23 protein-coding genes are annotated in these 22,417 nt (G+C 58.9%); 2 read left to right on the forward strand and 21 right to left on the reverse strand.

Going from position 1 to position 22,417, the window contains the following annotated elements; all coding sequences use genetic code 11:
• Nucleotides 1-4: 4 nt before the first annotated feature.
• The 16 genes from rplN to rpsL form a co-directional block, all read right to left on the reverse strand.
• The gene (gene rplN, locus ACODTZ_RS13360; RefSeq protein WP_018900268.1) at nt 5-373 is read right to left on the reverse strand and encodes a 50S ribosomal protein L14; all 369 of its coding nucleotides are present in this window, start codon (nt 371-373) and stop codon (nt 5-7) included.
• 262 nt (nt 374-635) lie between these two features.
• Nucleotides 636-875 carry a 30S ribosomal protein S17 gene (rpsQ, locus tag ACODTZ_RS13365; RefSeq protein WP_018900269.1) on the reverse strand — a complete coding sequence of 80 codons (240 nt, stop codon included), beginning with the start codon at nt 873-875 and terminating at the stop codon, nt 636-638.
• Nucleotides 876-879: 4 nt separating this feature from the next.
• On the reverse strand, nt 880-1,080 hold the full coding sequence (gene rpmC / locus ACODTZ_RS13370) for a 50S ribosomal protein L29 (protein WP_016553554.1): 201 nt from the start codon (nt 1,078-1,080) through the stop codon (nt 880-882).
• A gap of 12 nt (nt 1,081-1,092) precedes the next feature.
• On the reverse strand, nt 1,093-1,506 hold the full coding sequence (gene rplP / locus ACODTZ_RS13375; RefSeq protein ID WP_003573792.1) for a 50S ribosomal protein L16: 414 nt from the start codon (nt 1,504-1,506) through the stop codon (nt 1,093-1,095).
• A gap of 36 nt (nt 1,507-1,542) precedes the next feature.
• Nucleotides 1,543-2,262 (reverse strand): 30S ribosomal protein S3, encoded by a 720-nt coding sequence (gene rpsC / locus ACODTZ_RS13380; RefSeq protein ID WP_018900270.1) that lies wholly within the window; start codon nt 2,260-2,262, stop codon nt 1,543-1,545.
• Nucleotides 2,262-2,654, reverse strand: a complete 393-nt coding sequence (gene rplV, locus ACODTZ_RS13385; RefSeq protein ID WP_018900271.1) for a 50S ribosomal protein L22 — start codon at nt 2,652-2,654, stop codon at nt 2,262-2,264. The genes rpsC and rplV overlap by 1 nt, the downstream gene beginning before the upstream one ends.
• Nucleotides 2,655-2,656: 2 nt before the next feature.
• On the reverse strand, nt 2,657-2,935 hold the full coding sequence (gene rpsS, locus ACODTZ_RS13390; protein ID WP_018900272.1) for a 30S ribosomal protein S19: 279 nt from the start codon (nt 2,933-2,935) through the stop codon (nt 2,657-2,659).
• A gap of 15 nt (nt 2,936-2,950) precedes the next feature.
• Nucleotides 2,951-3,787 (reverse strand): 50S ribosomal protein L2, encoded by an 837-nt coding sequence (gene rplB / locus ACODTZ_RS13395; RefSeq protein ID WP_018900273.1) that lies wholly within the window; start codon nt 3,785-3,787, stop codon nt 2,951-2,953.
• Nucleotides 3,788-3,798: 11 nt separating this feature from the next.
• Nucleotides 3,799-4,092, reverse strand: a complete 294-nt coding sequence (locus ACODTZ_RS13400) for a 50S ribosomal protein L23 (protein WP_018900274.1) — start codon at nt 4,090-4,092, stop codon at nt 3,799-3,801.
• Entirely contained in the window at nt 4,089-4,709 is a 621-nt protein-coding gene (rplD, locus tag ACODTZ_RS13405; RefSeq protein ID WP_018900275.1) for a 50S ribosomal protein L4, read from the reverse strand. The genes ACODTZ_RS13400 and rplD overlap by 4 nt, the downstream gene beginning before the upstream one ends.
• Nucleotides 4,710-4,722: 13 nt before the next feature.
• Nucleotides 4,723-5,364, reverse strand: coding sequence for a 50S ribosomal protein L3 (rplC, locus tag ACODTZ_RS13410; RefSeq protein WP_047509915.1), 642 nt, complete (start codon nt 5,362-5,364; stop codon nt 4,723-4,725).
• Between the two features lie 34 nt (nt 5,365-5,398).
• On the reverse strand, nt 5,399-5,707 hold the full coding sequence (gene rpsJ, locus ACODTZ_RS13415; protein ID WP_003547547.1) for a 30S ribosomal protein S10: 309 nt from the start codon (nt 5,705-5,707) through the stop codon (nt 5,399-5,401).
• Nucleotides 5,708-6,020: 313 nt separating this feature from the next.
• Nucleotides 6,021-7,196, reverse strand: coding sequence for an elongation factor Tu (gene tuf / locus ACODTZ_RS13420; RefSeq protein WP_111561256.1), 1,176 nt, complete (start codon nt 7,194-7,196; stop codon nt 6,021-6,023).
• Between the two features lie 67 nt (nt 7,197-7,263).
• On the reverse strand, nt 7,264-9,363 hold the full coding sequence (fusA, locus tag ACODTZ_RS13425; RefSeq protein WP_112945139.1) for an elongation factor G: 2,100 nt from the start codon (nt 9,361-9,363) through the stop codon (nt 7,264-7,266).
• A 30-nt stretch (nt 9,364-9,393) separates the two neighbouring features.
• Nucleotides 9,394-9,864, reverse strand: a complete 471-nt coding sequence (gene rpsG / locus ACODTZ_RS13430; RefSeq protein ID WP_018902682.1) for a 30S ribosomal protein S7 — start codon at nt 9,862-9,864, stop codon at nt 9,394-9,396.
• A gap of 78 nt (nt 9,865-9,942) precedes the next feature.
• Nucleotides 9,943-10,314 (reverse strand): 30S ribosomal protein S12, encoded by a 372-nt coding sequence (gene rpsL / locus ACODTZ_RS13435; RefSeq protein WP_018902683.1) that lies wholly within the window; start codon nt 10,312-10,314, stop codon nt 9,943-9,945.
• 484 nt (nt 10,315-10,798) lie between these two features.
• Here rpsL and ACODTZ_RS13440 point away from each other — a divergent pair, with 484 nt between their 5' ends.
• Nucleotides 10,799-11,092, forward strand: a complete 294-nt coding sequence (locus ACODTZ_RS13440) for a hypothetical protein (protein WP_018902684.1) — start codon at nt 10,799-10,801, stop codon at nt 11,090-11,092.
• A gap of 9 nt (nt 11,093-11,101) precedes the next feature.
• A complete protein-coding gene (locus ACODTZ_RS13445) occupies nt 11,102-11,533 on the forward strand; it encodes an NUDIX hydrolase (protein ID WP_489026597.1) in 432 nt (143 codons plus the stop codon).
• Nucleotides 11,534-11,644: 111 nt separating this feature from the next.
• On the opposite strand, the gene rpoC is transcribed toward ACODTZ_RS13445, so the two are convergent.
• From rpoC to rplA, 5 genes are all read right to left on the reverse strand, one after another.
• On the reverse strand, nt 11,645-15,856 hold the full coding sequence (rpoC, locus tag ACODTZ_RS13450; protein WP_413390887.1) for a DNA-directed RNA polymerase subunit beta': 4,212 nt from the start codon (nt 15,854-15,856) through the stop codon (nt 11,645-11,647).
• Between the two features lie 189 nt (nt 15,857-16,045).
• The gene (gene rpoB / locus ACODTZ_RS13455; protein WP_018902687.1) at nt 16,046-20,182 is read right to left on the reverse strand and encodes a DNA-directed RNA polymerase subunit beta; all 4,137 of its coding nucleotides are present in this window, start codon (nt 20,180-20,182) and stop codon (nt 16,046-16,048) included.
• 258 nt (nt 20,183-20,440) lie between these two features.
• Complete coding sequence (gene rplL / locus ACODTZ_RS13460) at nt 20,441-20,818, reverse strand: 50S ribosomal protein L7/L12 (RefSeq protein ID WP_018902688.1); 378 nt, start codon at nt 20,816-20,818, stop codon at nt 20,441-20,443.
• Nucleotides 20,819-20,876: 58 nt separating this feature from the next.
• Nucleotides 20,877-21,395, reverse strand: a complete 519-nt coding sequence (gene rplJ, locus ACODTZ_RS13465; RefSeq protein WP_018902689.1) for a 50S ribosomal protein L10 — start codon at nt 21,393-21,395, stop codon at nt 20,877-20,879.
• A 326-nt stretch (nt 21,396-21,721) separates the two neighbouring features.
• Complete coding sequence (gene rplA, locus ACODTZ_RS13470; RefSeq protein ID WP_018902690.1) at nt 21,722-22,414, reverse strand: 50S ribosomal protein L1; 693 nt, start codon at nt 22,412-22,414, stop codon at nt 21,722-21,724.
• Nucleotides 22,415-22,417: the final 3 nt, after the last annotated feature.

A 22,417-nucleotide genomic window follows, 5' to 3' on the forward strand; every position in this document is an offset into this window, starting at 1 on the left:
CTCCTTACAGAACTTCTGGAGCGAGCGAGATGATCTTCATGTGGTTCTTGGCGCGAAGTTCGCGCGGAACCGGTCCGAAGATACGGGTGCCGATCGGCTCTTTCTTGTTGTCGATGAGGACTGCTGCATTGGTGTCGAAGCGGATGATGGAACCATCTACGCGACGGATTTCCTTGGCGGTGCGAACGACAACCGCCTTCATCACGTCACCCTTCTTCACGCGGCCGCGCGGAATAGCTTCCTTGATCGAAACGACGATAACGTCGCCGATCGAGGCATACTTGCGCTTAGAACCGCCCAGCACCTTGATGCACATGACACGACGTGCGCCGGAATTATCCGCCACGTCGAGGTTTGTTTGCATCTGAATCATATCAGGTCGCCTTCTTGTGTTTACCGGAATGGTTGGGCTGTCGCCCCCTACCCCGGCATATGAAAATTGTCAGCCGGCCGCTTGCCACGAGAGCAGGCGAAAACACGGCAATAGCTTGACTAGCGCGGGATCGATCGTGCCAGGGTGGTTTCCCAAACGGGACCTTCCGTGCGCTCAAAGCAAAAGAACGCTCGACGAACGAGCGTTCTGACGCTGCTTCATACAGAAATTTCCGCGAGACGCAAGGCCTCGCGAGAAATTCTTACTTTGCCTGGCCGGAAATGACCGTCCAGCACTTGTCCTTGGAGATCGGCGCGCATTCCTCGATGGATACGGTATCGCCAATCTTGTACTGATTGTTTTCGTCGTGGGCCTTGTACTTCTTGGAACGACGAACGGTCTTCTGCATCAGCGGATGAGCGAAACGACGCTCAACGCGGACAACTACAGTCTTCTCGTTCTTGTCGCCAACGACGACGCCCTGCAGGATGCGCTTCGGCATATTCTTAGGCCTTTGCTTCTGCCGCCTTCTGGCGGGCAATGGTTTTCACGCGGGCGATGTCCTTGCGAACTTCGTTGACGCGGGAGGACTTTTCGAGCTGACCGGTGGCCTTCTGGAAGCGCAGGTTGAACTGCTCCTTCTTCAGGTCGGCGAGCTTGTCCTTGAGCTGATCGGCCGTCAGGCCGCGAACTTCTTCGGCTTTCATGTGCCTTGCTCCTTACTCTGCAATGCGCTGTACGAAGCGCGTCTTGACCGAGAGCTTGGCAGAGCCGAGGCGAAGCGCTTCGCGAGCGATTTCTTCGCTGACGCCGTCGATCTCGAACATCATGCGGCCTGGCTTGACCTTGCATGCCCAATATTCAACAGAGCCCTTACCCTTACCCATACGGACTTCGGTCGGCTTTGCGGTTACCGGAACATCCGGGAACACGCGGATCCATACACGGCCAGCACGTTTCATGTAGCGCGTGATCGCGCGGCGGGCCGCTTCGATCTCGCGTGCATTTACGCGGTTTGGCTCCTGAGCCTTAAGGCCGAATTCACCGAAGGCGAGGTCGGAACCACCCTTGGCGACGCCCTTGATGCGGCCCTTAAATTGCTTGCGGTACTTGGTACGCTTTGGCTGCAACATTTTCTTATTCTCCGAACTTATCTGCCACCAACGCTATTAAGCGTTGTCGCGGCGACGATCGCGGTCACGGCTAGCCGGACCCTGAGCATCACCCTCGAGTGCGCGGCGCTCGGAGGCCATCGGATCGTGCTCAAGGATTTCGCCCTTGAAGATCCAAACCTTGATGCCGCAGATACCGAAAGCGGTTTCCGCTTCGGCTGTGCCGTAGTCGATGTCAGCGCGCAGCGTATGCAGCGGCACGCGACCTTCGCGGTACCATTCCGTACGAGCGATTTCAGCACCGCCGAGACGGCCCGCGCAGGTGATCTTGATGCCTTCGGCGCCAAGACGCATTGCGGACTGAACGGCGCGCTTCATGGCGCGACGGAAAGCAACACGACGTTCGAGCTGCTGAGCGATCGACTGAGCGACCAGAACAGCGTCGACTTCCGGCTTGCGAACTTCAACGATGTTGAGGTGCGTTTCGGAGTTCGTCATGTCCGACAGCTTCTTGCGGAGCTTGTCGATGTCTGCGCCCTTCTTGCCGATGATCAGGCCCGGACGAGCCGAGTGGATCGTGACGCGGCACTTCTTGTGCGGACGCTCGATAACCACCTTGGAGATACCAGCCTGCTTCAGTTCGCTCATGACGAACTTGCGCATCTTCAGGTCTTCGTGCAGCAGCTGACCGTATTCGGCATTGTCCGCGAACCAGCGGCTATCCCAGGTACGGTTGATGCCAAGACGGAAACCAATTGGATTGATTTTCTGACCCATTATGCGGCCTCCTCGGTGGCGGCTTCAACTTCGCGAACAACGATCGTGAGGTGCGCAAAGGGCTTTTCGATGCGCGATGCACGACCACGGCCACGAGCGTGGAAACGCTTCATGACGATCGACTTGCCGACGTAAGCTTCCGCTACGACCAGCGAGTCAACGTCGAGATCATGGTTGTTCTCGGCGTTTGCGATCGCAGATTCGAGCGTCTTCTTGACGGCGCCTGCGATGCGCTTGCGGGAGAATTCCAGCTCAGCGAGTGCGCGCTCGACCTTCTTGCCGCGGATAGCCGCGGCAACCAGGTTGAGCTTCTGTGGGCTGACGCGGAGCGTGCGGGCGACTGCTTGCGCCTCGTTGTCCTTCAGCCGGCGTTCGGCTTTTGCCTTGCCCATCGTTACTTCCTCTTTGCCTTCTTGTCCGCACCGTGACCGTAGTAGGTCCGGGTCGGAGAGAATTCACCGAATTTGTGACCGACCATGTCTTCATTGACGTTGACCGGAATATGCTTGCTGCCGTTGTAGACGCCGAAGGTGAGACCGACGAACTGGGGCAGGATCGTGGAGCGACGGCTCCAGATCTTGATTACTTCTGCACGTCCGCCTTCACGAACCTTCTCAGCCTTCTTGAGAAGATAGCCGTCAACGAACGGACCTTTCCATACTGAACGAGCCATTGGAGACTTCCTCTCTTACTTCTTACGCTGATGACGCGAGCGCATGATCATCTTGTCGGTCGACTTGTTCGACCGGGTGCGCTTGCCCTTGGTCGGCTTACCCCAAGGGGTAACCGGATGACGACCACCAGAAGTGCGGCCTTCACCACCACCGTGCGGGTGGTCGACAGGGTTCATGACAACACCGCGGTTATGCGGACGCTTGCCGCGCCATACGGTACGACCGGCCTTGCCGTCGTTGATGTTGGCGTGGTCAGGGTTCGAAACCGCACCGATCGAAGCAAGGCAGGAGCCCGGCACGAGGCGCTGTTCGCCAGAGTTCAGACGAAGGATCGCGAGACCCGCGTCGCGGCCTACGAGCTGTGCGTAGGAACCAGCGGAGCGAGCGATCTGACCGCCCTTGCCCGGCTTCATTTCCACGTTGTGGATGATGGAGCCAACCGGGATGTACTGCAGGGGCATGGTGTTGCCCGGCTTTACGTCCACAGCCTTTTCAGAGGCGATGACCTTGTCGCCGGCAGCAAGGCGCTGCGGAGCGATGATGTAGGCCTGTTCGCCGTCGGCGTAGGAGATGAGCGCGATGAACGCGGTACGGTTCGGGTCGTATTCGATACGCTCTACCGTGCCTTCAACTTCGAACTTGCGACGCTTGAAGTCGATCAGACGATACGTACGCTTGTGACCGCCGCCGATGAAGCGAGCCGTGATGCGACCGAGGTTGTTACGACCGCCGCTCTTGGTCAGACCCTGCGTCAGCGCCTTGACCGGCTTGCCCTTGTAGAGCGAAGAGCGGTCGACGATGACCAGCTGACGCTGGCTCGGGGTCGTAGGATTGAATGTTTTCAATGCCATGTTTTTATTCCTCAGAGACCGGTGGAGACGTCGATCGTCTGGCCTTCAGCCAAAGTCACGATTGCCTTCTTCACGTCCTTCTGCTTGCCGACAAAACCGCGGAAACGACGGGTCTTGCCCTTGCGGAGCAGAGTGTTGACGGCCGTGACCTTGACGCCGAAGAGCGCCTCGACTGCAGCCTTGATTTCCGGCTTCGACGCCGTCTTAGCGACGTTGAAAACAACCTGGTTGTTTTCCGATACCAGAGTGGACTTTTCGGTGATCGACGGCGAGACGATCACATCATAGTGGCGAAGATCGGTCACTTGAAACGCTCCTCTAGAGCTTCAACGGCAGCCTTGGAAAGCACGAGCTTGCCACGGCGCACGATGTCATAAACGTTGATGCCCTGGATCGGCAGAACATCGATGTTCGGGATGTTCTTGGCTGCGAGCTTGAAGTTGCCATCAAGTTCGGCGCCGCCGATGAAGAGAGCGTTGGTCAGGCCGAGCGTTGCAAAGGTCGAAGCCAGTGCCTTGGTCTTTGCTTCAGCAGCAACCAGGTTGTCGATGATGATGACATCATCGGACTTCAGCTTTGCCGACAGAGCCAGACGCAGGCCGAGAGCGCGAACCTTCTTCGGAAGGTCGTGTTCGTGGCTGCGAGCAACCGGGCCGTGAGCCTTACCACCGCCGCGGAACTGCGGAGCACGAGCCGAATGGTGACGAGCGCGGCCCGTACCCTTCTGCTTGTACATCTTGGCGCCGGTGCGCCATACGTCGGCGCGGCCCTTAGCCTGGTGAGTGCCCTGCTGCTTCTTGGCAAGCTGCCAGCGGATTACGCGGGCGAGAATGTCTTCGCGGGGCTCGAGACCGAAAATCGCGTCAGAAAGAGAAACCTTCCCTGCGTCTTTTCCCTCGAGGGTCTTGACGTTGAATTCCATTGGTCTGGCTCCCTTACTTCGCGGCCGACTTGACGGCGTCGCGCACGATGATCCAGGCACCCTTGGAACCGGGTACTGCACCCTTGATCAGGATCAGACCACGATCTTCGTCGGTCGAAACCACTTCAAGGTTCTGAGTCGTTACGCGCGTCTGGCCCATGTGACCAGCCATCTTCTTGTTCTTGAAAACCTTGCCCGGGTCCTGGCGCGAGCCGGTCGAACCGTGCGAGCGGTGCGAAACCGACACACCGTGCGTGGCGCGCAGACCGCCGAAGCCGTGACGCTTCATGGCGCCGGCAAAGCCCTTACCAATCGTCGTGCCGGTGACATCGACGAGCTGACCGGTGGCGAAGTGGCCAGCCTTGAGCTCGGTGCCGACGTCAAGCAGGTTGTCTTCCGTGACACGGAATTCAGCGAGCTTGGCCTTCGGCTCGACGTTGGCAATAGCGAAATTGCCGCGCATCGCCTTGGACGTGTTCTTGACCTTCGCCGTACCAGCACCGAGCTGAACTGCGGCGTAGCCGTTCTTTTCTACTGTGCGCTGGGCTACGACCTGGCAGCCTTCCATACGCAATACTGTTACCGGAACATGTTCGCCGGCGTCGTTATAGACGCGGGTCATGCCGATCTTCTGTGCAATCACACCTGAACGCATCGGTTCAATCCTTCCAACTCAGCTCGAGCTAGGCTCAGAGCTTGATCTCAACATCGACACCAGCGGCGAGATCGAGCTTCATCAGCGCGTCTACCGTCTGCGGTGTCGGGTCAACGATGTCGAGGAGGCGCTTATGCGTGCGCATCTCGAACTGCTCGCGGCTCTTCTTGTCGATGTGTGGGGACCGGTTTACCGTAAACTTCTCGATGCGAGTCGGAAGCGGAACGGGGCCCCGGACGCTTGCGCCGGTGCGCTTCGCCGTCGACACGATCTCGCGCGTCGAAGCGTCGAGAATGCGGTGATCGAACGCCTTCAGGCGAATGCGGATATTTTGGCCGTTCATTCGACGTTATCCTTGTGTTTGTTACTTACGCGCCCTTGTTCAAGGCACGGGTTGTTTTCTTCCCTAAAGGCGGACCACCGGTTTCAAAGATCGAGAGGGACGTCGGAAACCGGCATCCCTATCCAGTCTTCAGGCCTTTCGGCCACCTTTATGTTAGCTTCAGTCTGCCGCCTCGAAAAAACGAAGCAGCGCGCAAACAGCGCTTGCGCGCCATGTGCCGTATTTCTTTGTAATAAGCAAGCGGCTAAAGCCACTTGCTTCATAATAATGTCATCGAAGCGGCCGTCTCTTTCGAGACGGCCGATCTCAATGATTACTCGATGATCGAGGCAACGATGCCTGCGCCGACGGTACGGCCGCCTTCGCGGATAGCGAAGCGCAGCTTTTCTTCCATCGCGATCGGAACGATCAGCTCAACAGCAACGGTGACGTTGTCGCCAGGCATAACCATTTCCGTGCCTTCCGGCAGAGAAACGATGCCGGTCACATCCGTCGTGCGGAAGTAGAACTGCGGACGGTAGTTGGTGAAGAACGGCGTATGACGGCCGCCTTCTTCCTTCGTCAGGATGTAGGCTTCAGCCATGAACTTCTTGTGCGGCTTGACAGAGCCCGGCTTGCACAGGATCTGACCACGCTCAACACCGTCACGGTTAACACCGCGAACCAGCGCGCCGATGTTGTCGCCAGCCTGGCCCTGATCGAGCAGCTTGCGGAACATTTCAACGCCGGTAACCGTCGTCTTCGAGGTGGCGCGGATGCCGACGATTTCGACTTCTTCACCAACCTTGACGATGCCGCGCTCGACGCGACCGGTCACAACCGTACCACGACCCGAGATCGAGAACACGTCTTCGATCGGCATCAGGAACGGCTGGTCGATCGGACGCTCAGGCGTCGGGATGTAGGCGTCGACAGCGGCCATCAGTTCGCGAACGGCGTCTTCGCCGATCTTCTTGTCCGAATCGTTGAGAGCGGCCAGAGCCGAACCCTTGACGACAGGAACGTCGTCGCCCGGGAAGTCGTAGGACGACAGAAGTTCGCGAACTTCCATCTCGACGAGCTCGAGCAGTTCCGCGTCGTCGACCTGGTCGACCTTGTTGAGGAACACGACCAGAGCCGGAACGCCAACCTGACGAGCAAGCAGGATGTGCTCGCGGGTCTGCGGCATCGGGCCGTCAGCAGCCGAGCAAACCAGGATCGCGCCGTCCATCTGTGCGGCACCGGTGATCATGTTCTTGACGTAGTCGGCGTGGCCGGGGCAATCAACGTGGGCATAGTGACGGTTGGCCGTCTCGTACTCGACGTGGGCCGTCGAGATGGTGATGCCGCGTGCCTTTTCTTCCGGAGCAGCGTCGATCTGGTCGTACGCCTTGAACTCGCCGAAATACTTGGTGATCGCTGCCGTCAGAGACGTCTTGCCGTGGTCAACGTGGCCGATCGTGCCGATGTTAACGTGCGGCTTGTTGCGCTCAAATTTGCTCTTTGCCATTTAGGCTCTCCATTCTTGCAAGTCCGCGAGGGACTTAATTCTTGTTATCGGTCAATTGGTATTCCGGTCACTTCTGACCGGAATACTTTGCCTGGATCTCGGTTGCGACGTTCGACGGGACCGGCGAGTAGTGATCGAAGGTCATCGTGTACTGTGCGCGGCCCTGCGACATGGAGCGCAGGTTGTCGACGTACTTGAACATGTTCGCCAGCGGAACGTTGGCGTTGATGACGATCGCGATGCCGCGCTGTTCCTGACCCTGGATCTGACCACGGCGGGAGTTCAGGTCACCGATGACGTCGCCGACGTAATCTTCCGGCGTTACGACTTCGACCTTCATCATCGGCTCGAGGAGCTGAGCGCCGGCCTTCTTGGCTGCTTCACGGAAGCAAGCACGCGAAGCGATTTCGAACGCCAAGACGGACGAGTCAACGTCGTGGAAGGCACCGTCAACGAGCGTCGCCTTGACGCCGAGCATTGGGAAGCCAGCCAGCGGACCGGAAGACAGAACGCTTTCGATACCCTTCTGAACGCCCGGGATGTATTCCTTCGGAACAGCACCGCCGACGATCTTGGATTCGAACTTGAAGTCGTCGCCTTCTGGGTTCGGTTCGAAGATGATCTTGACGCGCGCGAACTGACCGGTACCACCGGACTGCTTCTTGTGCGTGTAGTCTTCTTCGTGCTGACGCGTGATGGTTTCGCGGTAGGCAACCTGCGGAGCACCGACGGTTGCTTCAACCTTGAATTCGCGACGCATACGGTCAACGAGAATGTCGAGGTGAAGTTCGCCCATGCCGGCGATGATCGTCTGACCGGATTCCTGGTCAGTCTTCACGCGGAAGGACGGGTCTTCAGCAGCCAGACGGTTGAGCGCGAGGCCCATCTTTTCCTGGTCGCCCTTGGTCTTCGGCTCGATCGCGATCTGAATGACCGGCTCGGGGAATTCCATGCGCTCGAGGATAACCGGCTTCAGCGGATCGCAGAGCGTATCGCCAGTGGTGGTTTCCTTGAGACCGGCGAGAGCAACGATGTCGCCTGCGAAGGCTTCTTCGATGTCTTCACGCGAGTTCGAGTGCATCTGCAGCATGCGGCCGACGCGCTCGCGCTTGTCCTTGACCGTGTTCATGACCGACGCGCCCTTTTCGAGCTTGCCGGAGTAGATGCGAGCGAAGGTCAGCGACCCGACGAAGGGGTCGTTCATGATCTTGAACGCGAGCATGGAAAGCGGCTCGGCGTCGTCAGCATGACGTTCGATTTCGGCTTCGGTCTTGAAGTCGATGCCCTTGATCGCCGGAATGTCGAGCGGCGACGGCAGGTAGTCGACAACGGCGTCGAGCAGCGGCTGAACGCCCTTGTTCTTGAAGGCGGTGCCGCAGAACATCGGGTGGAACTTGACGTCGATCGTGCCGCGACGAACGAGCGCGCGGATCTGGTCGTTGTCGGGCATGGTGCCTTCGAGGTAGGCTTCCATCGCGGCTTCGTCGATCTCGACAACGGTCTCGATCAGCTTTTCGCGATATTCAGCAGCCTTTTCCTTCAGGTCATCAGGGATTTCGACGACGTCCCACTGAGCGCCGAGCGATTCGTCGCGCCAGATGAGTGCGTTCATCTCGATCAGGTCGACAACGCCCTTGAAGTCGGACTCTGCGCCGATCGGGAGCTGCATGACGACTGCGGTGGCGCCGAGACGGGTCTTGATCATTTCTACCGAGCGGTAGAAGTCAGCACCGGTCTTGTCCATCTTGTTGCAGAAGATCATACGCGGAACGTTGTACTTCTCAGCCTGACGCCAGACGGTTTCTGTCTGCGGCTCTACGCCTGCGTTGGCATCGAGAAGGGCAACAGCACCGTCGAGAACGCGCAGCGAACGTTCGACTTCGATGGTGAAGTCGACGTGGCCGGGAGTGTCGATGATGTTGAAGCGACGCATCTTGCCGTCGCGACCCTTCCAGAAGGTCGTGGTCGCAGCGGACGTGATCGTGATGCCACGCTCCTGCTCCTGCTCCATCCAGTCCATCGTGGCGGCGCCATCGTGCACTTCGCCGATCTTGTGCGACTTGCCGGTGTAGTAAAGGATACGCTCGGTCGTCGTCGTCTTGCCGGCGTCGATGTGCGCCATGATACCGAAATTACGGTAGTCTTCGATTTTATATTCGCGAGCCATAATGGACTGCCTTTCGGGAACCGTTCGGGATTACCAGCGATAATGCGAGAACGCACGGTTGGCATCAGCCATCTTGTGCGTGTCTTCGCGCTTCTTGACGGCGCTACCACGGTTGTTGGATGCATCGAGAAGTTCGCCGGAAAGGCGATCGACCATCGTCGTCTCATTGCGCTTGCGAGCGGCAGTGATCAGCCAGCGAATTGCGAGGGCCTGGCGACGCTCAGGGCGAACATCGACCGGAACCTGGTACGTAGCACCACCAACGCGGCGCGAACGGACTTCTACGTGCGGAGCAATGTTGTCGAGGGCGGCGTGGAAAACAACCAGCGGCTCCTGCTTCGACTTGTTCTGCACGGAGTCAAATGCGCCGTAAACAATGCTTTCAGCGACGGACTTCTTGCCGTCAAGCATGATTGCATTCATGAACTTGGTGACGATGAGATCGCCGAACTTGGGGTCCGGGTTGATCTCGCGCTTTTCTGCTCTGTGACGTCTGGACATACTTCTCGTCTCTTAACCGTTAAGGCGCTTTATCACGCGGAGGACCTCACGCAGCGCCGAATTTACAAAAAGTCCGAATTACTTCGGACGCTTCGCACCGTACTTGGAGCGGCGCTGCTTGCGGTTCTTGACACCCTGGGTATCGAGAACGCCGCGGATGATGTGGTAACGAACACCTGGCAAGTCCTTCACGCGGCCGCCACGGATCATGACGACAGAGTGTTCCTGCAGGTTGTGACCTTCGCCAGGAATGTAGCCGATGACTTCGAAGCCATTGGTCAGACGGATCTTGGCAACCTTACGGAGAGCCGAGTTCGGCTTCTTCGGGGTCGTGGTGTAGACGCGGGTGCAAACACCACGCTTCTGCGGGTTTTCCTGCAGAGCAGGAACCTTGTTACGCTTTACGTTTGGCTGGCGCGGCTTGCGGATCAGCTGGTTTACGGTAGGCATTCAACCATCCCTTACGTTTAAATCTCAAACCCTTGCGGGCGTAACTCACGCCGTCTCCGGCAAGATCACACGCCTGTCTCAATGCGCAAAACGTGGCCCGATCTGTTTTCGCAGATGGACCACAAAGAGCAGAGGACGCAAAAGAAATGCGTCATGCGTGCAGGCAACATATCTTCAACGTGCGTTTCGAACCTTGTTTGAGGTGATATCGAGGGCGTGTCGCCCCAGATGGCCATGCCTCACATGGGTTCCGATGGCGCGGGTACTACTGGTTTCCCGTCGTCTCGTCAAGGCTGTTAACAAATAATCTTCCCGAGAAGGCCTTGAAACGCGGCCTTTTGGCCCTCGCTTGGACCTTTTAGACAAAATCGCGTGCGGTGGCCAAGATAAACTTGGGCATTGCAGCGAAAGCGGCTAAGGAATCAGAGATTGCAGAGGCCAAGTGCCTGAAATGAGATTCAAATCTCGAATCGAAGGACAAAGAATGATTACCAGCCCGGACAACGACAACAACAACGAAGGCCCGATGGTCTTCATCATCATCGGCAAGGGTTATGAGACCGATGGCAGCGAAGGTGTCGATCTGCACATCATGCTGAAGGCGGCCGACGACGACAGCGCGGTTCGCGAGGCGCTGAACGCGTTGTCCGAGGAAGGTTTCATCGAGGCCGACCTCGACCAGATCGGCATGCTGACCGACATTCCGGAAGAAGAGCCGCACGCATCCGCCTACAAGGGCGCGGTCGAAGGCGAAGTCGCGATCATCCGCTTCAGCTGAGCCGAGATGATGGAGCCGGATGCGCTGAAAGTGCTCATCTATGCCACTTGGCGCGACCGGCTTCTCGTTTTCGATGAGCCGGACTTTCCCGACGTGCTCTGGCAGGTGCCGGGCGGAACCGTCGAGACCGGTGAAGATATCGCCGAAGCGGCGTTGCGGGAATTCTCCGAGGAAACCGGCCTGGCGCCATCAGCTCCCCTCACCCCGCTTGCCGTCCACGACTACCGGTTTGCGCTGAAGATCGGCGGTATCGCCTGGCACCGCCGGCACTATTTTCATGTCGAACTGAACGATCACCACCCGGAGACATGGCTACACCATGAGCTCACGCCATTCGGCGGCGGCGACCCGATCCAGTTTCGCTTCTTCTGGACCGATCTTGCGCAAGCGAAAGCCCGGCTGGGCTATGGCATGGAACACTGCCTGCCGATGATCGGCTGACCGCCGCGCCCTCCCCGCCCCTCACTTTTATATCCTGAAACGAAAAAACCGCCCGGATCGCTCCGGGCGGTTTTCAATTCTTGATATCCAGTCTTGCGACCCGGGCGCCGATTACTCGGCGGCCGGTGCGCTTTCGCCAGCCAGATCCTGAAGCATCGGGGTCGCGACATCGGCGCCCGTGCCCTTGCGGCGTTCTTCGAGGATCAGCTCGTCGCGCGAGGTCGCGATACGGCGGATCTGGGTCATGGTGCCACCGGTACCGGCCGGGATGAGGCGGCCGACGATGACGTTTTCCTTCAGACCCTGCAGGCCGTCGGTCTTGCCGGCGATCGCAGCTTCCGTCAGCACCTTCGTCGTTTCCTGGAAGGACGCGGCGGAGATGAAGGACGGCGTCTGCAGCGATGCCTTGGTGATACCGAGCAGAACCGGCTCGCCATAGGCAGGCTTCTTGCCCTGTTCGATCAGGCTGTCGTTGACGTCTTCGAGCTCGATACGGTCGACGTTGTCGCCGACGATATAGGTCGAGTCGCCTGCATCGGTGATTTCCACCTTCTGCAGCATCTGACGGACAATCACTTCGATGTGCTTGTCGTTGATGACAACGCCCTGCAGACGATAGACTTCCTGGATTTCGTTGACCAGGTACGAAGCCAGAGCTTCGACGCCCTTGATCGCCAGGATGTCGTGCGGCGCGGGGTTACCGTCGAGGATGTAGTCACCCTTTTCGATATAGTCACCTTCCATCAGATGGAACGGCTTGCCCTTCGGGATCAGGTACTCGACCGGCTCGACACCGTCTTCCGCCGGCTCGATGATGACGCGACGCTTGTTCTTGTAGTCGCGGCCGAGGCGGATCGTACCATCGATCTCAGCGATGATGGCGTGGTCCTTCGGACGACGAGCTTCGAACAGTTCGGCAACACGCGGCAGACCACCGGTGATGTCCTTGGTCTTGGCGCTTTCCAGCGGCGAACGTGCAAGCACGTCACCCTGGGAAACCTTCTGACCAGGCTCGACCGACAGGATCGCGTCAACCGACAGCTGGAAGCGGGCATCAGCACCGCGCGGCAGCTTCATGACGTTGCCGCTGGCATCCATGATGACGATCGACGGCTTGAGGTCAGAACCGCGCGGGGTCGAACGCCAGTCGATAACCTGACGCTTGGTGATACCCGTGGATTCGTCGGTCGCTTCGAGAACGGAGAGACCATCGACGACGTCTTCGAACTGAACGGTACCCGAGACTTCCGTCATCATCGGACGGGTGTACGGATCCCACTCGGCCAGACGCTGGCCGCGCTTGACCTTGTCGCCGTCATCGACGTGCAGCTTCGAACCGTAAGCGACGCGCTGCGAAGAGCGCTCGACGCCACGCTCGTCGAGAATGGTGACCGCCATGTTGCGGCCCATGGCGACGAGGACGTTCTCCGAGTTGCGCAGAACGTTGCGGTTCTTGATCTGGATCGTACCTTCATACGATGCTTCCAGGAACGACTGGTCGACCACGTTTGCCGTGCCACCAAGGTGGAACGTACGCATGGTGAGCTGCGTGCCCGGCTCGCCGATCGACTGAGCGGCGATGACGCCGACCGCTTCACCCATGTTTACAGGGGTACCGCGGGCAAGGTCACGACCGTAGCAGACCGAGCAGACGCCCGTCTGGACTTCGCAGGTCAGTGCGGAGCGGATACGGATCGACTGGATACCAGCCTTTTCGATCTCGATGACATCGGGCTCGAGGATCATCTTGCCGGCGTCGACGAGACGCTCGCCGGTAACCGGATGATCGATATCGTCAAGAGCCGTACGGCCGAGGATACGAACGCCGAGCGAAGCAACGACCTGACCGGCATCGACGATGGCGGTCATGGTGAGGCCCTTGTCGGTGCCGCAATCCACGAGGTTGACGATGCAATCCTGCGCGACGTCGACGAGACGACGGGTCAGGTAACCCGAGTTTGCCGTCTTCAGAGCGGTGTCTGCGAGACCCTTACGGGCACCGTGGGTCGAGTTGAAGTACTCGTTAACGGTCAGACCTTCCTTGAAGTTCGACGTGATCGGGGTCTCGATGATTTCACCCGACGGCTTGGCCATCAGGCCGCGCATGCCGCCCAGCTGGCGCATCTGGTTCGGAGAACCACGGGCACCCGAGTGCGACATCATGTAGATGGCGTTCATCTGCTTCTGACGACCCGTTTCCGGATCGAACTCGACGGCCTTAATGCGGGCCATCATGTCCTCGGCGACCTTTTCGGTTGCCTTGCCCCAAGCGTCAACGACCTTGTTGTACTTCTCGCCCTGAGTGATCAGGCCGTCGTTGTACTGCTGCTCGTATTCCTTGACCAGGTTTTCGGTGTCGCCGACGATCTTCGCCTTCGAGTCCGGGATAACCATGTCGTCCTTGCCGAACGAAATGCCGGCGCGGCAGGCGTGGGTGAAGCCGAGCTGCATGATGCGGTCGCAGAAAATGACCGTGTCCTTCTGGCCGCAATGACGGTAGACCGTGTCGATCATCTTGGAGATGTTCTTCTTGGTCATTTCCTGGTTGCAGATGTCGAAGGTCACCTTGCCGTTCTTCGGCAGAAGTTCGCCGATGAGCAGACGGCCAGGGGTCGTTTCATAGATCTTCGAGTAGGGCTTGCCATCCTCGTCGATCGACTTGAAGCGGCCGCGGATCTTCGAGTGCAGCGTCACGACCTTGTTTTCAAGCGCGTGATGCAGTTCGCCCAGATCGGAGAAGGCCATGCCTTCGCCCGGCTCGTTCTGGTTCATGATCGCGAGGTAGTACAGGCCGAGAACCATGTCCTGGGACGGAACGATGATCGGTGCACCGTTTGCAGGGTGCAGGATGTTGTTCGTCGACATCATCAGGACGCGGGCTTCGAGCTGGGCTTCGAGCGACAGCGGCACGTGAACGGCCATCTGGTCGCCGTCGAAGTCGGCGTTGAAGGCCGTGCAGACGAGCGGGTGCAGCTGGATGGCCTTGCCTTCGACCAGGATCGGTTCGAAGGCCTGGATGCCCAGGCGGTGCAGCGTCGGTGCGCGGTTCAGGAGAACCGGATGCTCGCGGATAACCTCGTCGAGGATATCCCAGACTTCCGGCTTTTCCTTTTCAACCAACTTCTTGGCCTGCTTGACGGTCGAGGAATAACCCTTGGCGTCGAGGCGGGCGTAGATGAACGGCTTGAACAGTTCGAGCGCCATCTTCTTCGGCAGGCCGCACTGGTGCAGCTTCAGTTCCGGACCGGTCACGATGACCGAACGGCCGGAATAGTCGACGCGCTTGCCGAGCAGGTTCTGACGGAAGCGGCCCTGCTTGCCCTTGAGCATGTCGGACAGCGACTTCAGCGGACGCTTGTTGGCGCCGGTGATGACGCGGCCACGGCGGCCGTTGTCGAACAGCGCGTCCACAGATTCCTGCAGCATGCGCTTTTCGTTGCGGATGATGATGCCCGGAGCGCGCAGTTCGATCAGGCGCTTCAGACGGTTGTTACGGTTGATGACGCGGCGGTACAGGTCGTTCAGGTCGGACGTCGCGAAACGGCCGCCATCGAGCGGAACCAGCGGGCGCAGGTCCGGCGGGATAACCGGGACGACCTTCATGATCATCCATTCCGGACGGTTGCCCGACTCCATGAAGTTCTCGACGATCTTCAGGCGCTTCATCAGCTTCTTCTGCTTGAGATCCGACGTGGTGTCGGCCAGATCCGAGCGCAGGTCGCCCGCGATCTTCTCAAGGTTCATCGATGCCAGCATTTCGAAGATGGCTTCAGCGCCGATCATGGCGGTGAACTGATCTTCGCCGTACTCATCGACAGCAAGCATGTATTCTTCTTCCGTCAGGAGCTGGTGCTCCTTGAGCGCGGTGAGGCCCGGCTCAGTGACGATGTAATGTTCGAAGTAGAGAACGCGCTCCACATCCTTCAGCGTCATGTCGAGCAACGTCGAGATGCGCGAAGGGAGCGACTTCAGGAACCAGATGTGGGCAACGGGAGCGGCGAGCTCGATGTGGCCCATGCGCTCACGGCGAACGCGCGACAGCGTAACTTCGACGCCGCACTTTTCGCAGATGATGCCCTTGTACTTCATGCGCTTGTACTTGCCGCACAAGCATTCGTAGTCCTTGATCGGTCCGAAGATGCGGGCGCAGAACAGACCATCGCGTTCAGGCTTGAACGTACGATAGTTGATCGTTTCCGGCTTCTTGATCTCACCATAAGACCAGGAGAGAATCTTCTCCGGAGACGCAATCGAGATCCGGATGGAATCGAAATTCTGCGCAGGCACCTGCGGATTGAAAAGATTCATGACCTCTTGGTTCATGCCTGTCTCCTTCATGGGCTGAAAGCCCTCAAACTGCGATGATCAGCGGCAAATCCCGGGCGCCGCACCATCGCGAAAAAACGACAATAACCGCAGAATGCGGCGAAATCGTCCCTTCCCGGCCAACACGTTACGGGGCCAGAGCTGGGACGGTGCGCGCTGCATAACAGCGCGCACCCTATCAGGTGGTTACTCGGCGGCGTCCGGCAACTGGCCGGTCTGCTGCTCGTCAACCTTCGAGTTCTCGAGCTCGACGGAAAGACCCAGAGAGCGCATTTCCTTGACGAGAACGTTGAAGCTTTCGGGAATACCCGCTTCGAACGTATCGTCGCCACGGACGATGGCTTCGTAGACCTTGGTACGGCCGGCGACGTCGTCGGACTTGACCGTGAGCATTTCCTGCAGCGTGTAAGCCGCACCGTATGCTTCCAGAGCCCAGACTTCCATTTCCCCGAAGCGCTGACCGCCGAACTGCGCCTTACCACCCAGCGGCTGCTGGGTAACGAGCGAGTAAGGACCGATCGAACGAGCGTGGATCTTGTCGTCAACCAAGTGGTTGAGCTTGATCATGTACATGTAGCCGACGGTGACCTTGCGGTCGAAGGGCTCGCCCGTGCGGCCGTCGTACAGAACCGACTGACCACTTTCGTGCAGACCTGCCTTCTTCAACATCGAGGCAACGTCAGGCTCATGCGCACCGTCGAAGACCGGCGTTGCGATGGAGACACCACGGCGGGACTGCTCGGCCAGCTTGACCAGCGCGTCGTCATCGAAGTGGGCGACTTCATCCTTGGCCTGCGAAGCGTAGACATCCGTCAGCTCCGTCTTCAGGTCGGTGATGTCCATCGTCTTGCGGTATTCGTCGAGCAGCTCGCCGATCTTCTTACCCATGCCGGCGCAAGCCCAGGCAAGGTGGGTTTCGAGGATCTGGCCGACGTTCATGCGCGAAGGCACGCCCAGCGGGTTCAAGCAGATGTCGACATGCGTGCCGTCTTCGAGGAACGGCATGTCTTCGACAGGCACGATACGCGAGACAACGCCCTTGTTACCGTGACGGCCGGCCATCTTGTCGCCCGGCTGGATCTTGCGCTTCACAGCGACGAAGACCTTGACCATCTTCATGACGCCAGGAGGCATTTCGTCGCCGCGCTGGACCTTCTCGACCTTGTCCATGAAGCGCTGTTCAAGGCGCGACTTGGATTCGTCGTACTGGCCACGCAGAGCTTCGAGCTCGGACTGAACCTTCTCGTCTTCGACGGCGAACATCCACCACTGCGAGCGGGGATATTCGGAGACGACGGCGTTGGCGAGCTCGGTGCCCTTCTTGAAGCCCTTCGGGCCTGCGATGGCAACCTGGCCACGCAGCATGTCGATCAGACGGCCGTAGACGTTACGGTCGAGGATCGCCTGCTCGTCGTCGCGGTCCTTTGCAAGACGCTCGATCTCTTCGCGCTCGATGGCCATCGCGCGCTCGTCCTTTTCAACGCCGTGGCGGTTGAAAACGCGAACTTCGACGATCGTGCCGTAGGTGCCCGGAGGCATGCGCATGGAGGTGTCGCGAACGTCGGACGCCTTTTCACCGAAGATGGCGCGCAGAAGCTTTTCTTCCGGCGTCATCGGGCTTTCGCCCTTCGGCGTGATCTTGCCGACGAGGATGTCGCCCGGCTGAACTTCAGCACCGATGTAGACGATACCGGCTTCGTCGAGGTTCTTCAGCGCTTCTTCCGAAACGTTCGGAATGTCGCGCGTGATTTCTTCCGGACCAAGCTTGGTGTCGCGGGCCATCACTTCGAATTCTTCGATGTGGATGGAGGTGAACACGTCGTCAGCGACGATGCGTTCCGACATCAGGATCGAGTCTTCGTAGTTGTAACCATTCCACGGCATGAACGCGACGAGCGCGTTGCGGCCGAGTGCCAGGTCGCCCAGGTCCGTCGACGGGCCGTCGGCGAGAATGTCGCCGCGGTTGATGACGTCACCGACGGTGACCAGCGGACGCTGGTTGACGCAGGTGTTCTGGTTCGAACGCTGGAACTTCTGCAGACGGTAGATATCAACACCGGACTTGCCGGCATCGAGGTCTTCCGTCGCGCGGATAACGATACGCGTCGCGTCAACCTGGTCGACCACACCGCCACGGCGAGCGCCGATGGCAGCGCCGGAGTCGCGAGCAACGATCGGCTCCATGCCGGTGCCGACGAACGGAGCTTCAGCGCGCAGCAGAGGCACGGCCTGACGCTGCATGTTCGAGCCCATGAGAGCGCGGTTGGCGTCGTCGTTTTCCAGGAACGGGATGAGAGCGGCTGCGACCGAAACGACCTGCTTCGGCGAAACGTCCATCAGGTTCATGCTATCGCGCGGAGCAAGCATAACTTCGCCGGCGTGACGGCAAACAACGAATTCGTCAACGAACGAACCATCGGAACCGAGTTCGGCGTTGGCCTGAGCGACGTAGTACTTCGCCTCTTCCATTGCGGAGAGGTAAAGAACGTCGTTCGTGACCTTGCCGTCAACGATGCGGCGGTACGGCGATTCAATGAAGCCGTACTTGTTGACGCGTGCGAAGGTAGCCAGCGAGTTGATCAGACCGATGTTCGGACCTTCCGGCGTTTCGATCGGGCAAATACGGCCGTAGTGGGTCGGGTGAACGTCGCGGACTTCGAAGCCTGCGCGCTCGCGGGTCAGACCACCCGGGCCAAGAGCCGAGAGACGACGCTTGTGGGTGATTTCCGAAAGCGGGTTCACCTGGTCCATGAACTGCGACAGCTGCGAGGAGCCGAAGAATTCGCGGACGGCAGCTGCTGCCGGCTTGGCGTTGATCAGGTCCTGCGGCATGACCGTGTCGATTTCGATCGAGGACATGCGTTCCTTGATCGCGCGCTCCATGCGGAGCAGGCCGAGACGGTACTGGTTTTCCATCAGTTCGCCGACGGAGCGAACACGACGGTTGCCGAGGTTGTCGATGTCGTCGATCTCGCCCTTGCCGTCACGCAGTTCGACCAGCATCTTGACCACGGCCAGGATGTCGTCCTTGCGCAGGACACGGACGGTGTCTTCGACTTCGAGGTCGAGACGCATGTTCATCTTGACGCGACCAACGGCCGACAGGTCGTAGCGCTCGGCGTCGAAGAACAGCGAGTTGAACATCGCTTCGGCCGATTCCATGGTCGGCGGTTCACCCGGACGCATGACGCGGTAGATGTCGAACAGAGCGTCCTGACGGTTCTCGTTCTTGTCGGCGTTCAGCGTGTTGCGGATGTAGGCGCCGACATTGATGTGGTCGATGCCGAGAACCGGGATCTCTTCGAAGCCATGCGACAGGATGACGGCGAGCGACTTCTCGTCGATTTCGTCGCCTGCCTCGAGGTAGATTTCACCCGTGGAGTAGTTGACGATGTCTTCAGCGAGGAAGTTGCCGTACAGGTCTTCGTCGGTCGCCTGCAGAGCCTTGAGGCCCTTCTCGGACAGCTGACGGAGCAGACGCGGGGTCAGCTTTTTGCCGCCTTCGACGACGACTTCGCCGGTGTCGGCGTCGATCATGTCGCTGATCGTCTTCGCACCCTTGAGGGTCTCAGGCGTAAACGGAATGCGCCAGCCCTTGCCGTCACGAACATAGTCGGACTTGGTATAGAAGGTCGACAGGATTTCTTCGCCGTCCATGCCGAGCGCCATCAGCAGCGACGTTACCGGCAGCTTGCGGCGACGGTCGATACGGGCGTAGACGATGTCCTTGGCGTCGAATTCGATATCGAGCCAGGAACCGCGATACGGGATGACGCGAGCGGCGAACAGCAGCTTGCCGGACGAGTGGCTCTTGCCCTTGTCGTGGTCGAAGAACACGCCCGGCGAACGGTGCATCTGAGACACGATAACGCGCTCGGTGCCGTTCACGATGAACGTACCGTTGTTTGTCATGAGCGGCATGTCGCCCATGTAAACCGACTGTTCCTTGATGTCCTTGATCGACTTCGCGCCCGTATCTTCATCGATATCGAACACGATCAGACGGAGAGTAACCTTCAGCGGCGCGGCGTAGGTCAGGTCGCGCTGGCGGCATTCATCGACGTCGAACTTCGGCGGCTCGAACTCGTAGGACACGAACTCCAGCATGGAAGCGCCGGAGAAATCCGTGATCGGGAATACGGACTTGAAAACCGACTGAAGGCCCTCGTCAGGGCGACCGCCCTTGGGCTCTTCAACCATCAAAAATTGGTCATAGGACGCCTTCTGAACCTCGATGAGGTTCGGCATTTCCGTGACTTCTGGGATCTTACCGAAAAACTTGCGTACGCGCCTACGACCATTGAACGAAAGGGTCTGAGCCATCGTCGCTCCTTCAAAATTGCATCCGGGCCTGCAACGGACGGGAACCGATGGCCAGTCGACCCCGTCAAGCAATGTGCGCTTCAAACTCGTCTCACTTCCCGAAATCACGAGGCCGGATTGCCTGCGCGTCTCGGTTCGAGACCATCCTCTTGAAGAACCCATTACCCAAAAGCCGTTTTCACGCGGCTTTTGGGTAATTCGTTCCGGGAAACGGCAAATGGGAGGCCGGAAATCCAGCCTCCCAGATGCAGTTCAAGATTACTTAACGTCGACCTTAGCGCCGGCGTCTTCAAGCTTCTTCTTGATGTCGGCAGCTTCAGCCTTGGAAACAGCTTCCTTGACAGCCTTCGGAGCGGCTTCAACGAGGTCCTTAGCTTCCTTCAGGCCGAGGCCCGTGATAGCGCGAACTTCCTTGATGACGTTGATCTTGTTAGCGCCGGCGTCAGCCAGGATAACGTCGAACTCGGTCTTTTCTTCTTCAGCAGCAGCCGGAGCAGCGCCACCGCCAGCAGCAGCAACTGCTACCGGAGCAGCAGCGGAAACGCCCCACTTTTCTTCGAGAAGCTTGGACAGTTCTGCAGCTTCCAGAACGGTCAGCGAGGAGAGGTCGTCTACGATCTTTGCGAGATCAGCCATTGTATCAATTCCTTATGTTCGGTTCGAACCGGTTGTTTATAAACAGCAAAAAACCGCCTTATGCGGCTTCGTCCTTCTTGGCGTAAGCCGAGAACACGCGAGCAAGCTGGCTTGCCGGTGCCTGAACAACGCCTGCGATGCGGGTAGCCGGAGTCTGGATCATGCCCAGCAGCTTCGCGCGCAGTTCGTCCAACGAAGGCAGGGTCGCGAGCGACTTGACTGCTTCTGCGTTGAGCGTCGTTGTCCCCATGGCGCCGCCCAAAACAACGATCTTATCGTTGGTCTTGGCGAAATCCACGACGACTTTCGGAGCGGTGATCGGGTCATTGCTGTACGCAATGAGCGTCTGACCGTTGAAGAGACCAGAGATCCCTTCCGCTTCCGTACCCTGAAGGGCGATTTTGGCCAGGCGGTTCTTCGCGACTTTGACGGTACCGCCAGCTGCGCGCATCTTGGAACGGAAGTCGTTCATCTGCGCGACTGTAGCACCAGCATAGTGGGCCACGACAACCGAGCCCGAAGCCTTGAAGACTTCGTTCAGTTCCGTGACGAATTCGCGTTTTTCCGCTCTTTCCACTGCCTATCTCCAGTAGATGAGACCGTGACCGGCCCCATCGGGTTGCCTTTGCCTCCTGAGATCACGAATGATCCCAAGCGACGCTTGAGGATCCTGTCCCCTCGCGCTCCGCGCCAGAAAGGCTAAGAGGCACAAGGCATCCAAGGTTCGAACCAAATCGATGAAGCGAAGCTTCAAAAATTCGGGCCTTACCCGTCTCATGCAGGCCAAGTGATTAAGGGAAAACCACCTGCAATCTCGGACAGGATTCCGGATTTCTCCGGAATATCCCGGCCCCTTGCGAGGCCGGAATCTGATGAGCCGGACTGACGCCCAGCGAAACTTTATTAAGCGGCCGTGACCGAAGCGACTTCGATCTTGACGCCCGGGCCCATGGTCGAAGAGATCGCTACGCGCTTGACGTAGTTACCCTTTGCGCCAGCCGGCTTTGCCTTGATGACGGCGTCAGCGAAAGCCTTGATGTTTTCTTCAAGAGCCTTGGCGTCGAACGAAGCCTTGCCGATGCCGGCGTGGACGATACCAGCCTTTTCGACGCGGAACTCGACAGCGCCGCCCTTGGAAGCCTTGACGGCGCCAGCGACGTCCATGGTGACGGTGCCAACCTTCGGGTTCGGCATCATGCCACGCGGGCCGAGAACCTTACCGAGGCGACCGACGAGCGGCATCATGTCCGGGGTCGCGATGCAGCGATCGAAGTCGATCTTGCCGCCCTGAACGATCTCGACGAGATCTTCAGCGCCGACAACGTCAGCACCAGCAGCCTTGGCTTCGTCAGCCTTGGCGCCACGTGCGAAGACGGCGACGCGAACGTCACGGCCCGTGCCGTTCGGCAGGTTGACAACGCCGCGGACCATCTGGTCAGCGTGGCGCGGGTCAACACCGAGGTTCATCGATACTTCGACGGTTTCGTCGAACTTGGCGACAGCCCGTTCCTTGACCATGCTGATAGCGAGGTCGAGAGCGTAGAGCTTCGTGGGATCAACACCTTCGTTGATCTTCTTGGTGCGCTTGCCTGCCATGGT

The organism is Rhizobium sp. FG113 (assembly GCF_057809895.1).

Excerpts from the sequence above, each read along its gene's own strand:
- rplN (WP_018900268.1), bottom strand. The coding sequence starts at position 373 with ATGATTCAGATGCAAACAAACCTCGACGTGGCGGATAATTCCGGCGCA.
- rpsQ (WP_018900269.1), bottom strand. The coding sequence starts at position 875 with ATGCCGAAGCGCATCCTGCAGGGCGTCGTCGTTGGCGACAAGAACGAG.
- rpmC (WP_016553554.1), bottom strand. The coding sequence starts at position 1,080 with ATGAAAGCCGAAGAAGTTCGCGGCCTGACGGCCGATCAGCTCAAGGAC.
- rplP (WP_003573792.1), bottom strand. The coding sequence starts at position 1,506 with ATGTTGCAGCCAAAGCGTACCAAGTACCGCAAGCAATTTAAGGGCCGC.
- rpsC (WP_018900270.1), bottom strand. The coding sequence starts at position 2,262 with ATGGGTCAGAAAATCAATCCAATTGGTTTCCGTCTTGGCATCAACCGT.
- rplV (WP_018900271.1), bottom strand. The coding sequence starts at position 2,654 with ATGGGCAAGGCAAAAGCCGAACGCCGGCTGAAGGACAACGAGGCGCAA.
- rpsS (WP_018900272.1), bottom strand. The coding sequence starts at position 2,935 with ATGGCTCGTTCAGTATGGAAAGGTCCGTTCGTTGACGGCTATCTTCTC.
- rplB (WP_018900273.1), bottom strand. The coding sequence starts at position 3,787 with ATGGCATTGAAAACATTCAATCCTACGACCCCGAGCCAGCGTCAGCTG.
- rplD (WP_018900275.1), bottom strand. The coding sequence starts at position 4,709 with ATGGAATTCAACGTCAAGACCCTCGAGGGAAAAGACGCAGGGAAGGTT.
- rplC (WP_047509915.1), bottom strand. The coding sequence starts at position 5,364 with ATGCGTTCAGGTGTGATTGCACAGAAGATCGGCATGACCCGCGTCTAT.
- rpsJ (WP_003547547.1), bottom strand. The coding sequence starts at position 5,707 with ATGAACGGCCAAAATATCCGCATTCGCCTGAAGGCGTTCGATCACCGC.
- tuf (WP_111561256.1), bottom strand. The coding sequence starts at position 7,196 with ATGGCAAAGAGCAAATTTGAGCGCAACAAGCCGCACGTTAACATCGGC.
- fusA (WP_112945139.1), bottom strand. The coding sequence starts at position 9,363 with ATGGCTCGCGAATATAAAATCGAAGACTACCGTAATTTCGGTATCATG.
- rpsG (WP_018902682.1), bottom strand. The coding sequence starts at position 9,864 with ATGTCCAGACGTCACAGAGCAGAAAAGCGCGAGATCAACCCGGACCCC.
- rpsL (WP_018902683.1), bottom strand. The coding sequence starts at position 10,314 with ATGCCTACCGTAAACCAGCTGATCCGCAAGCCGCGCCAGCCAAACGTA.
- ACODTZ_RS13440 (WP_018902684.1), top strand. The coding sequence starts at position 10,799 with ATGATTACCAGCCCGGACAACGACAACAACAACGAAGGCCCGATGGTC.
- ACODTZ_RS13445 (WP_489026597.1), top strand. The coding sequence starts at position 11,102 with ATGGAGCCGGATGCGCTGAAAGTGCTCATCTATGCCACTTGGCGCGAC.
- rpoC (WP_413390887.1), bottom strand. The coding sequence starts at position 15,856 with ATGAACCAAGAGGTCATGAATCTTTTCAATCCGCAGGTGCCTGCGCAG.
- rpoB (WP_018902687.1), bottom strand. The coding sequence starts at position 20,182 with ATGGCTCAGACCCTTTCGTTCAATGGTCGTAGGCGCGTACGCAAGTTT.
- rplL (WP_018902688.1), bottom strand. The coding sequence starts at position 20,818 with ATGGCTGATCTCGCAAAGATCGTAGACGACCTCTCCTCGCTGACCGTT.
- rplA (WP_018902690.1), bottom strand. The coding sequence starts at position 22,414 with ATGGCAGGCAAGCGCACCAAGAAGATCAACGAAGGTGTTGATCCCACG.